General features: G+C 44.2%; 10 protein-coding genes. 9 read left to right on the forward strand and 1 reads right to left on the reverse strand.

Annotation, left to right across the window (positions count from 1 at the left end):
* Nucleotides 1-613: 613 nt before the first annotated feature.
* The gene (locus ACGTNI_RS02585; protein ID WP_394459861.1) at nt 614-1,084 is read left to right on the forward strand and encodes an RsfA family transcriptional regulator; all 471 of its coding nucleotides are present in this window, start codon (nt 614-616) and stop codon (nt 1,082-1,084) included.
* 135 nt (nt 1,085-1,219) lie between these two features.
* Here the strand turns inward: ACGTNI_RS02585 and ACGTNI_RS02590 are convergent, their stop codons facing one another.
* Nucleotides 1,220-1,714, reverse strand: a complete 495-nt coding sequence (locus ACGTNI_RS02590; protein WP_394459863.1) for an N-acetyltransferase — start codon at nt 1,712-1,714, stop codon at nt 1,220-1,222.
* A gap of 164 nt (nt 1,715-1,878) precedes the next feature.
* On the opposite strand from ACGTNI_RS02590, the gene ACGTNI_RS02595 reads away from it, so the two are divergent.
* The 8 genes from ACGTNI_RS02595 to ACGTNI_RS02630 all read left to right on the forward strand — a co-directional run bounded on the left by ACGTNI_RS02595 (nt 1,879) and on the right by ACGTNI_RS02630 (nt 11,078).
* On the forward strand, nt 1,879-2,766 hold the full coding sequence (locus tag ACGTNI_RS02595; RefSeq protein ID WP_394459865.1) for a 2-dehydropantoate 2-reductase: 888 nt from the start codon (nt 1,879-1,881) through the stop codon (nt 2,764-2,766).
* Nucleotides 2,759-3,142 carry a DUF3397 domain-containing protein gene (locus ACGTNI_RS02600; RefSeq protein WP_176224026.1) on the forward strand — a complete coding sequence of 128 codons (384 nt, stop codon included), beginning with the start codon at nt 2,759-2,761 and terminating at the stop codon, nt 3,140-3,142. Before ACGTNI_RS02595 ends, ACGTNI_RS02600 begins: the two co-directional genes overlap by 8 nt.
* 82 nt (nt 3,143-3,224) lie before the next feature.
* A complete protein-coding gene (gene bshC / locus ACGTNI_RS02605) occupies nt 3,225-4,850 on the forward strand; it encodes a bacillithiol biosynthesis cysteine-adding enzyme BshC (protein ID WP_394459867.1) in 1,626 nt (541 codons plus the stop codon).
* A 198-nt stretch (nt 4,851-5,048) separates the two neighbouring features.
* Nucleotides 5,049-5,480: a division/cell wall cluster transcriptional repressor MraZ gene (mraZ, locus tag ACGTNI_RS02610; protein ID WP_062447906.1), complete on the forward strand. Its 432-nt coding sequence runs from the start codon at nt 5,049-5,051 to the stop codon at nt 5,478-5,480.
* A 26-nt stretch (nt 5,481-5,506) separates the two neighbouring features.
* A complete protein-coding gene (gene rsmH, locus ACGTNI_RS02615) occupies nt 5,507-6,484 on the forward strand; it encodes a 16S rRNA (cytosine(1402)-N(4))-methyltransferase RsmH (RefSeq protein WP_394459869.1) in 978 nt (325 codons plus the stop codon).
* Nucleotides 6,484-6,846 (forward strand): cell division protein FtsL, encoded by a 363-nt coding sequence (gene ftsL, locus ACGTNI_RS02620; protein ID WP_085508065.1) that lies wholly within the window; start codon nt 6,484-6,486, stop codon nt 6,844-6,846. Before rsmH ends, ftsL begins: the two co-directional genes overlap by 1 nt.
* 23 nt (nt 6,847-6,869) lie before the next feature.
* Entirely contained in the window at nt 6,870-9,077 is a 2,208-nt protein-coding gene (locus tag ACGTNI_RS02625; protein WP_394459872.1) for a penicillin-binding protein, read from the forward strand.
* A 78-nt stretch (nt 9,078-9,155) separates the two neighbouring features.
* Nucleotides 9,156-11,078 (forward strand): stage V sporulation protein D, encoded by a 1,923-nt coding sequence (locus tag ACGTNI_RS02630; protein WP_394459874.1) that lies wholly within the window; start codon nt 9,156-9,158, stop codon nt 11,076-11,078.
* Nucleotides 11,079-11,253: the final 175 nt, after the last annotated feature.

Here is an 11,253-nt window from a genome sequence, read left to right on the forward strand (position 1 = left end):
TCATAATAACTAGCTCCTTCCGTAATGTAGCTCTGGTTTGGTTTTTGTTTGGCAGTAACCATTCTAACCAGATTAACCTACGATTTTACGAGTAAGGAGCTAGTTTTCGTTCATGATAACTCGAGCTGACGCTCTGTGGGGTCTCATCTAACCCGCGTATCCCACAGGAGTCTCGTCGTTCCCCTACACCCCTTGCTATAGGAAGCTCTCGAAATCCAAACTGACACATGATGATAAAAAGAAAACTTGGTACTCTTTTACATCCTTTATAAAGGCGTCTAGATGAAGGTTTTAGTAATACACATTTAGAAGGGTCCGCTTGTTACATAACTGGTTGGATGGGCTGGGAAACGGGGAGACTCCCGCGGGAGAAGGGGCTAGGCGAGATCCCACAGGGCTTTAGCCTGAGGAAGCTTGCCAGGTCCCCCGCAGGAAAGTGAGTCGTTTTCCAGCCCATCCCTTTCCTCTCATGGTAACGGACCCATCTACCTTGAAACTGAGTCTTCAGCAATTGGGAGCTTTCATTTTAAAATCAACATTGAGATTTAACAGAGTCATTCTATTAAACCTCTGTCTTGCATACATATAAAGCAAACGATAGAGGAGGGATGGAATGGACGTCAATCGCCAGGATGCGTGGAAAGAAAATGAAGATTTACTATTGGCAGAAACGGTGCTCCGCTGCATTCGACAGGGGAGGACGCAGCTGGAAGCTTTCCGGGAAGTAGCTGATAAACTCTCCCGAACCCCTGCAGCCTGTGGCTTTCGCTGGAATGCCAATGTCCGTAAGCATTACCAGCAGGCTATTGAAACTGCCAAAAATGAAAGAAAAAGGAAACAACATGCAAAAGCAGCAATTCCAAATGCTGCCCTCAATATGTCGCTGGATGATGCTATTTCTCTACTGACCGAGATGAAAGAAAAACAGCATTCTGCCGGAGATCCAAACGTGCAGGAGCAGGTAAAAACATTGAGGGAAGAAAACCAGGCGTTAAAAGATGCCGTAACACGCTACCAGTCAGCCTGGAAAGAAGTAGAAAAACTGATGGACTGGGTGCAAAAAGATAAGAACTTGCCGGTTTAATGGCATTATTTTTTTATGACTCCTTTTCAGGTTATGCGCTATGGTATACCATACAATCCTATCAAAAATAGAAGCCACGCTATCGAGCTCATAGCGCGGCTTATTTTATATAACATAGTGTGCTAACTTTTTAACTTACTCCGGATTTTCTCCAGTTTCTTTTTCCTCTACACCTGCAGGCATCCAGATTAATGGATTCTCACCCAGGTCCCGTTCCATTTCATAATGTGCTTTTTGGAAGCCCATTTTCTCCCAGAACCCGTGAGAATTGATGCGCGGATTCGTTTTGAGTGGCAAATCATAGCTTTTCGCAAAATCAACTAAAGCTTTTCCATATCCTTTGCCGCGGTAGTCCGGCAGTACTTCGAGTTTCCATAACTCATGGTAATCCTGCGGCGGGTTGAAGTATTGGTCATACTTGGCACCTACGCGGTAAAGGCTCATTCTGGCTACTAAAGCGTTTCCATAATAGATTCCAAAAAACGGCGATTCGCTGTCATTTTCCACAATATTGCTCTGCAAATCCTCCAGCATGGAAAGTTCCTGGTTACCATATTCTTTAAACCGCTTAAATTCTTCAAGGGTCTTATAATTAACTAATAAACGTTCTACTTGTAAAGTTTCCACCATGATGATTTCCCCTTTCATTTCTCTATACCCTTATTATAATATAAAAATTTTCAGAATGAAATGAACAATTGAGTGTTCGCTCAATTTATGGCAAATATTAGTGCTCTTTATTTCAATCGTTTGCTACAATATTTAGTAAAAGAAGAGGGATTGGAGGCGGCGATGTGGAAATAGGTATCATCGGCGGCGGGGCTACCGGTATGCTACTTGCCCATTATCTGGGTGAAAGTCATCAGGTAACCTTATACGTACGCCGAAAGGATCAGGCAGCAAGTATTGAAAGTAACGGAATTCAGCTTGAGGGCACGAGTATTGCTACGATTATCCGTGTCCGCCAAATCGAAGAAGGCATCAGAAATCATGCTGTCTTGTTTGTTTGCGTCAAACAGCATCATCTGGATTCTTTAATCCCGGTCCTTAATGAAATGGATGACTCCATAACAGTAATTTTTCTGCAAAACGGGATGGCTCATATAGAAAAAGCAAAAGAGCTTTCAGCTAATGTGATGGTCGGGGTGATTGAACATGGTGCCTTGAAAGTATCTGACCACACGGTACGTCACACCGGAAGAGGGATCATCCGAGTGGCTTCTCTCACGGGAAGTATGGATAGCGGAAGTTTGGTGGAACGATTGCATCAGGAAGATTTCCCGTTTGTATTAGAGCAAGACTACTATCCAATGCTGGCAAAGAAATTGATTATCAATGCTGTTATAAATCCGCTGACCGCCTTACTCGAAATACGTAATGGCCAGTTGCTGGACAACCCATACCTAACCAAGCTTGCCAGGCAACTATGCAGGGAAGCCTGCAATGTACTCGCTCTGGATGAAAACGAAGAATGGGCGAATGTGGAGCGGATTGCCCGGTCGACAGCCAAAAACTATTCTTCGATGTATAAAGATTTATCCGCAGGCAGAATAACAGAAATAAACGCGATCACCGGTTACCTTCTGAAAAAATCCCCTGGACAAATCCCAGCACATTCTTTTATCTACCAAGCCATAAATGCCAAACAATTTGAAAAGAGAAAGGAGGAGGAAGATGAGTGATATCTTGATTTACATGTATGCGGCCGCATTAACGATGCCTATCCCGATATTGTTTATTTTCTATTTCATCTATCGAAAAATATACCGTCATAAATGGAAAGCGATCCATAAGACGACCAACCTGGCTACACTTCTATTTATCCTGTCTGTCGACTTATTGGCGAAAGTACTGTTTGAGCAGTCTTTTTTCGGTTATATCCTGCTGGTTTTGCTGCTGGTATTGACAGGAGCTATTATTATCCAGTATCGCCTTCATGAAGAAATAGCGTTCAAACGGGCGTGGAAGGGATTTTGGCGTTTTAATACGTTATTATTCGGTTTCCTGTATATCAGTCTCAGTTTGTATGGACTTGCCGGTAAACTGCTCGCATTATAAAACAGAATATGTGAATTACGCGCTCCTTTTTTGTACAATACATAAGTATACATATTTCAGAATGAAAAGGAGACCTTCACATATGCGCATTGATCCAATTGATTTACCAACAACCAACCCTCTGATAAAAGATTATCGCCAGGCAAACGAGCGCGTACAGGATAAGTTCCACTATCATCCTTTTCACTCGACGGTATTCGCTGATCGGAAAAAAGATTTGAAGGAACAATCTTTCCAACGAGATGAACTCTTACGTGTCTTACATGAGATAAATGCGAAATGGGATGCCCCGCGCAGCACAATGGAAAATATCGACCGGCTTGCTGATGCAGAGAGCACCGTCGTCATCGGAGGTCAACAGGCAGGTCTGCTGACTGGTCCGTTATATTCCGTTCATAAATTGATTTCTATTATTAATCTGGCAAGGAAGGCAGAGAAAGAAGAAGGAACGCCGGTGGTCCCGGTATTTTGGATTGCCGGGGAGGACCATGATTTTGATGAAATCAATCATGTCTATCTTCCTGAAAATAACCGTATGCAAAAATATCAGGTGAAGCATACTCCGGGCAAAAAATCTTCGGTGACGGATCTACCAATGGAAAAGCCGGCAGTTGAAGAATGGCTGGGACAATTGTTTAGCCACCTGGAAGAATCCGTATATACGAAAGATCTGGAAAATCAAATCTATCAACTAATAAACCAATCGAAGAGCTATGTGGATTTCTTTGCCCGCCTGATATTCCATCTGTTTCGTGAAGAAGGAGTCGTGCTGGTCGACTCCCATCACCCCTCCTTCCGTAAACTGGAATCGGAGCACTTTAAAGCGATGATCCATAACCAGACACAGATCACGCAGGGGGTGTATGCGGCCTGGCAGCAGAACATGCAGCAAGGCTATCCGGTTTCCCTTGATTGCAACCTGTCAGATGCCCATTTATTCTACCATCACGATGGAGAAAGGGTACTGTTAATGAAGGGGGAGGACGGGAATTACTACGGCAAGCAAAACGAGGTCGTATTGACGAAAGAAGAGTTGCTGGACATGGCTGAAGAACACCCGGAATTCCTTAGTAACAATGTAGTGACCCGGCCATTGATGCAGGAGTTAATGTTTCCTACACTCGCTTTCATTGGCGGTCCCGGGGAAATCAATTATTGGTCGGTGTTGAAGCCTGCTTTTGAGGCGTTGGAAGTAAAAATGCCACCAGTTTTCCCGCGTCTTTCATTTTCTCTTATCGACCGTAAAGCGGCAAAATATCTGGATCTCTTCCATTTAAGAGCGGAGGATGTGATTGAAAAAGGGATCAGTCATGAAAAGACAGCCTGGCTCATCTCACAAAGTTACCCTCCATTAGAAGAAATTACGGATCAGGTAAAAAATGGTATTGAACGACTCCATCAGCCATTAAGAGAGAAGGCAGCTGAAATACGTGATGATGTCGGTCAACTGGCAGATAAGAATTTAGCTTATCTTTTTAAAGACATTGAATTTCTGGAACAGCGGATGACAAAAGCTCTAGAAGAAAAGCACGCAAACGAGCTCAACAAATTTGACTACCTGGAGCTATTGCTGCACCCAGGAGAAGGGCTTCAGGAACGGATGTGGGGTATCCTCCCATGGATAAACCAGTATGGGTGGGAACTCTTTGAAGAAATACTGGAACATGATATGAGATTTGAGGAGTCTCACCACTGTATTTACCTATAATCCCCCACCATCCTCCACCAAGGTGTCAAAAACCGTTAAAAACCTTGATGGGACAACAATTAAGCGTCGAAAAATAAAGAAGGAATCCTGCTCATTGGAGCAGGATTTTTTTTAGTGTGGGGAGAAAGTGTATGTTAATGTGGAGGAAAGTGGGGGAATGTGGTACACTGGATTTATTCAGAAAGTGGGGAAGACTCTATGTTCATGGGCGAATTCCAACACAACATTGATACGAAGGGTAGAATCATTGTTCCTGCCAAGTTCCGTGAGGGCCTGGGGGATAGTTTCGTATTGACCCGTGGACTGGATAAATGTTTGTTTGCTTACCCAATGACTGAATGGAGAATCCTTGAAGAAAAACTTAAGAAACTCCCACTTACTAAAAAAGACGCCCGCGCCTTCACACGTTTCTTCTTCTCTGGTGCAGTAGAATGCGAAGTGGACAAGCAGGGAAGAGTAAATATCGCACAACCACTAAGAAATTTCGCAGAACTGGAGAAGGAATGTGTCGTAATCGGTGTCTCTAACCGGATTGAATTCTGGGCGAAGGATAAATGGGAAGACTATTTTGAGGAATCAGAAGAATCCTTTGCGGAGATTGCTGAAAATATGATGGACTTCGATATTTAATTCGAAAATAAGAAGCGGGTGATTGGATGTTTGATCATTATAGTGTATTGAAAAAGGAAGCTGTCGAGGGATTACAAATCCAGCCAGAAGGTACATACGTTGATTGTACATTAGGTGGTGGAGGTCATTCAGAAGCCATATGTGAGCAGCTAAGTACAGGTGGAAGATTGATTGCTTTCGACCAGGATGAAATGGCACTCGAGGCAGCAACAGAGAGGCTGAAGCCTCATCACGACAAAATTACATTTGTACATGCGAATTTTAAAGAATTGGAGTCTCAGTTAGAGAAGCTTGGTATCAAACAAGTGGATGGAATTTTGTTTGATTTAGGGGTGTCGAGCCCCCAGCTGGATGTGAAAGAGCGTGGGTTCAGTTATCAAAATGATGCGCCGCTTGACATGCGGATGAATCAGCAGGATTCATTTTCAGCTTATCAGGTCATCAATGAATGGCCATATGAGAAGCTGGTGAGGATTTTTTTCCAATATGGTGAAGAAAAATTTTCAAAGCAAATTGCCAGAAAGATAGAAACAAAGCGGGAAGAACAGCCGATTGAAACGACGTTTGAACTAGTCGATATCATTAAAGATGCGATCCCGGCGCCCGCCCGCAGAAAAGGCGGTCATCCTGCGAAACGCGTTTTTCAGGCAATTCGAATTGCCGTCAATGATGAGCTTGGCGTATTCAGCAACGCGCTTGATCAGGCTGCTCGTTCCGTTTCTGTTAACGGACGGATCGCTGTGATTACGTTCCATTCACTGGAAGACAGGATTTGTAAACAGGCATTCAAAAAGTGGAGCAGTAATCCACCGGTGCCAAAGAACATCCCGATCATTCCAGAAGAAAAGAAACCGCCATTCAAGCTCATTACGAGAAAGCCAATCGTACCGGAAGAGGACGAATTAGATGACAATCGCAGATCAAGGTCCGCTAAGCTGCGAATTGTAGAGAAAGTAAAAGAATGGACAGAAGAATTCAAAAGCGATGAAAGGTGGAACAAATAATGAACGCAGAGCAAATAAAACATGTGCAACAGCCTGAAGAACAACAGCAAAAACAGGTGAAAGTCAAAGTCCAGAAAAAACGCTGGATTTCCAGAGGAGAAAAATTTCTTTATACCGCAGTAAGTGGAATAGTACTCACTGCCTCTGTTTTTATGGTACAATTTTCATCTACGACTGACGCTCTGAATAGAGATGTACAGAAATTAGAGCAACAGGTCAAAGTACAAAAGGCAGAAAATGAAAGTCTTCAGTATGAAGTGAAAGAATTAAGCAATCCGGATCGTATCCTTAAGATCGCGAAGGAGAACGGATTGAATATTCAAAATGCCCAGGTTAAACAGGCGTCAACCATCGGAAATTAACAAAAGATTGTGGTGATCATCTGATGAAAAGCAAGAATACCCACCGGATGGCTAAAGTGTGGATGCTGTTTTTTTCCTTGCTGTTCATGCTGCTGTTAGGTAGATTTCTTTATATTCAGACAACCGGAGAAGTGCAGGGGATTGATTTAGATGAATGGGCCGATAAGAAGCGTACAAGTGCCTATCAGCTTGATGCGACCCGCGGCCGGATCCTGGATCAGAATGGCATGACACTGGCCTATGATCGCCCGACCTACAGACTTTATGCCATCGTCGATGAAAGCTATTCCACTAACCTTGAGGAGCCAAAGCATGTCACCGACCCGGAAGAAACGGCGGATATGCTGGCTCCTTTATTAGATATGGAAGCTGGTGAAATAGAGTCAAAGATTGAATCAGGCATGGAAGACGGTCGGTTCCAGGTGGAATTCGGAGCAGCGGGAAGGGATCTATCCCAACAGACAATGAAGGATATCAAGGAAAAGAACATCCCAGGTATTAATTTTATCGAAGAATCGAAAAGGTACTACCCAAATGGAACATTCGCTTCGCATGTCATCGGTTTTTCCCGTACGGAAGATGGGGAAAACAAAGGGATCACAGGCGTAGAGAAGCAAATGCAGAAATACTTAGATGGAAAACCCGGCCGGATATCTTATCAGCGGGATAAATACGGAGTGAAACTCCTGGATCCAAAAGAAGTGATTCAGCAGCCGGAAGACGGCGATGATGTCGTCCTAACTATCGACCAGAAGATTCAGACCTTTTTAGAAGATGCTATGTCGCAAGTAGAAGAGCAATACAACCCGAAACGGATTATGGCAGCCGTCATGGATCCGGATACCGGGCAGATTCTGGCGCTTGGTAATCGTCCGAGCTACAACCCGAATCAGATCGGTGAGGTGGAGAATTGGTATAACGATATCGTTTCTTACTCTTTTGAGCCAGGTTCGACGATGAAGATCTTCACGTGGGCGGCAGCGATGGAAGAAGGAGTGTACAATGGGAATGAAAAATTTTCTTCCGGCAGCTACCAGTTTGATGAAGGAAGCCGGCCGATTCGAGACCATCGCCGTGAAGGGTGGGGAGACATTACTTACGATAAAGGTATGCGTGTTTCCTCAAACGTAGCGGCAGCCAAGCTATCCGAAAAAGTCGGATCCGATAAATTCCTTGATTACTTGCATGATTTTGGATTTGAAAACAAAACCGGCATCGACTTGCCTGGAGAAGAAACCGGAAAAATACTTTATAAATGGCCGGTTGAAAAATTGACCACCGCCTATGGACAAGGTACGACAACAACTCCAATCCAGCTATTGACCGCAGCGAGCGCAGTAGCGAACGATGGCAATATGATGCGTCCATACGTATTATCGCAGGTGTTAGATGGTGAAACGAAAGAGGTTGTCAGTGAGAATGAGCCTGAAAAGATTGGTGATCCTATCTCGCCTGAGACGGCCGAAAAAATGCGCGATCTGCTTGGAACTGTCGTTTCTGAAGACGATGGTACAGCAAGCGTCTATCAGCTTAATGATTATACATTGGCAGGGAAGACGGGTACGGCACAAATCCCGGATTCAGAAACAGGGAAATATATGACAGGTAAGAACAACTACATGTTTTCCTTCCTCGGGATGGCTCCTCAGGATGATCCGGAATTACTGATTTATGTAGCTGTACAGCAGCCAGAATTGGAAGTGACAGAATATGGACCTGAGCCTGTTTCTCATATCGTAAAGACAGTGACAGAGAACAGTCTCCATTATTTGGATATTCGTCCGGATCAGGAAACGACAGAAACGGTGGACCCAATCGAACTGCCTGATGTTATTGATGATAAGGTTAAGAAGGCAAAAGAGAAACTTGGTGATACATTCAATCGGGTGACAGTAATCGGGAATGAAAATGATAAGGTGGAACAAATTTATCCGGAACCAGGGGCTCCTGTACTTCCGAATCAGCGTATTTTCCTTATTGCCGATGAACCGACGATGCCGGATATTACTGGATGGTCAGCAAGAGATGTCTTCCATTTTGCTGATATGTTCGGGTTGAAAGTTGAAACAATGGGCAGCGGTTTTGCCTATAAACAAAGTGTTCCTGAAGGTGCAAAGATTCAAAATGGCGGGTATCTCGTAGTAGAATTTCAGCCGCCAGGACTAGAAAATGAAGAAGAGACAGAGGAAGAGGATAAGAATCCAGATGAAGAAACGGACTCTTCCTCCTGATTTGAGCAGTGTTCTAATCGTTTTTTGACTGTCATATAGTGATACAAGCTAAGTCTATGCGCGAAAGGGGCCAGGTTGATGAAGCGCGTATCACTCGTAACAGTCAGAAAACGGTTGATCACTGTTTTTATTTTGGCAGCGGTCATTTTCTTGATCATTATGATCAGGCTGGGATATGTACAATTTGTGCTTGGTGATTTTCTTGTGGCCGATGCAGAAGAATCATGGAGCAGGGACATTACCTTTGAGCCAGAACGAGGGAAGATACTGGATACCGAAGGAGAAGTTTTAGTGGGCAACGTATCAGCACCTACGGTGATGGTCGTACCGAGACAAATTAAGGAACCAAAACGAGCGGCACAGGAACTGGCTCGTATTTTGGACATGCCTGTGGAGAAAGCTTATCAGCATGTAACCAAAAACATTTCGATCGAGAGAATTCATCCAGAAGGCAGGAAGATATCCGAGGAACAGGCAAAAGCAATCCAGGGGTTGAGGATGGAAGGGATCTATGTAGCACAGGACTCTAAACGTCACTATCCTAACGGTGCTTTTCTTTCCCACGTGCTCGGTTTTACCGGAATCGATAACCAGGGGCTGATGGGCCTCGAGGCTTTCTATGATGAAAAATTGAGCGGGGATCCGGGCTATCTTTCCTTTTACTCGGATGCCAAAGGAAAACGGATGCCTGATAAAGCCGATGTTTATAAAGCTCCCCAGGATGGTATGGATTTACAACTTACCATTGATCAACGTGTACAGACAATCATGGAGCGGGAACTCGATATTGCAGTTTCTAAATATGAGCCGGATGGAGCGATAGCCATTGCGGTTGACCCGAAGACCGGGAGAGTACTTGGTATGTCGAGCAGACCCAATTTCCATCCGGAAAAGTACCAGAAAGTTGATGCTTCTGTATACAACCGTAACCTGCCAGTATGGAGCACTTATGAGCCAGGTTCCACTTTCAAAATAATCACATTAGCTGCAGCGCTGGAAGAAGGTTTGGTGGATCTGCACGAAGACCATTACCACGATTCTGGATCAATCAATGTCGATGGTGCTAAAATAAGGTGCTGGAAAAGTGGTGGACATGGGGATCAAACCTATTTGGAGGTCGTTCAAAATTCATGTAACCCAGGATTCGTTAATTTAGGGCAAAAGCTGGGAAAAGAAAAATTATTCCAGTACATCGATAATTTTGGATTTGGTAAAAAAACAGGAATAGACTTGCAGGGAGAAGGGAAAGGGATATTGTTCAAGCCGGAAAATGTAGGGCCGGTTGAACTTGCGACCACCGCTTTCGGGCAAGGGGTATCGGTTACACCAATCCAGCAGGTAATGGCGGTAGCGGCAGCTGTCAACGGAGGTTATCTCTATGAACCTTATATCCAGGAAGGATGGCGTGACCCTGTGTCAGGTGAATTGGTAGAAAAAAATGAGCCAAAGCTGAAAGAACAGATTATTTCTGAAGAAACTTCGGAGGAAGTCAGCAAAGCTTTGGAAAGTGTAGTAGCCAGTGGGTCAGGCAGGGGAGCGTATGTGGAAGGTTACCGCGTTGGTGGAAAGACAGGTACCGCTCAGAAAGTCGGCAAGGATGGGACCTATATGAAGAATAATTATATTGTATCCTTCATAGGTTTCGCTCCGGCGGATGATCCGGAGTTGGTTGTATATCTCGCTGTCGACAATCCGAAGAATACCATTCAGTTCGGTGGAGTAGTAGCTGCTCCGATTGTAGGGAATATTATGGAGGACAGTTTGAGGGCGTTAGGAGTCGAACAAAGAGACGGCGGTCTGGAGAAAGAGTACAAGTGGCCGGATCAGCCGATGGTCGAAATGCCTGATCTGGTTGGTATGGACAGGGAAGAACTCACCAATTACCTGATCGATCTCAATATAGACGTCAGTGGAGAAGGCAACAAAGTTATCCAGCAGGCACCTGCTCCAGGCGTGAAGTTAGAAACGGGATCATCCATCAGAATTTACTTAGGAGAATGAGGTTTTTATAGATTGACTTCTGTTATGGCTCCCTTTAATTAAAGATGCCGTTTAGAGGCAGCTTGATTCTCCTATGTGCCTTCATCAAAATAAAGAACAAATCGCTCATTCAAGTTTTTCTGAGTAAATTTTCTTCTGTCATCGTGAGATTGAAAAACTTTTGCTATAATAAATG

Origin of the sequence: Thalassobacillus sp. B23F22_16 (assembly GCF_043496955.1) — a bacterium.
Taxonomy (GTDB): domain Bacteria; phylum Bacillota; class Bacilli; order Bacillales; family Halobacillaceae; genus Thalassobacillus; species Thalassobacillus devorans_A.

Bases quoted from the DNA above. Each gene is read 5' to 3' on its own strand.
- ACGTNI_RS02585 (WP_394459861.1), top strand. From the start codon at position 614: ATGGACGTCAATCGCCAGGATGCGTGGAAAGAAAATGAAGATTTACTA.
- ACGTNI_RS02590 (WP_394459863.1), bottom strand. From the start codon at position 1,714: ATGGTGGAAACTTTACAAGTAGAACGTTTATTAGTTAATTATAAGACC.
- ACGTNI_RS02600 (WP_176224026.1), top strand. From the start codon at position 2,759: ATGAGTGATATCTTGATTTACATGTATGCGGCCGCATTAACGATGCCT.
- bshC (WP_394459867.1), top strand. From the start codon at position 3,225: ATGCGCATTGATCCAATTGATTTACCAACAACCAACCCTCTGATAAAA.
- mraZ (WP_062447906.1), top strand. From the start codon at position 5,049: ATGTTCATGGGCGAATTCCAACACAACATTGATACGAAGGGTAGAATC.
- rsmH (WP_394459869.1), top strand. From the start codon at position 5,507: ATGTTTGATCATTATAGTGTATTGAAAAAGGAAGCTGTCGAGGGATTA.
- ftsL (WP_085508065.1), top strand. From the start codon at position 6,484: ATGAACGCAGAGCAAATAAAACATGTGCAACAGCCTGAAGAACAACAG.
- ACGTNI_RS02625 (WP_394459872.1), top strand. From the start codon at position 6,870: ATGAAAAGCAAGAATACCCACCGGATGGCTAAAGTGTGGATGCTGTTT.
- ACGTNI_RS02630 (WP_394459874.1), top strand. From the start codon at position 9,156: ATGAAGCGCGTATCACTCGTAACAGTCAGAAAACGGTTGATCACTGTT.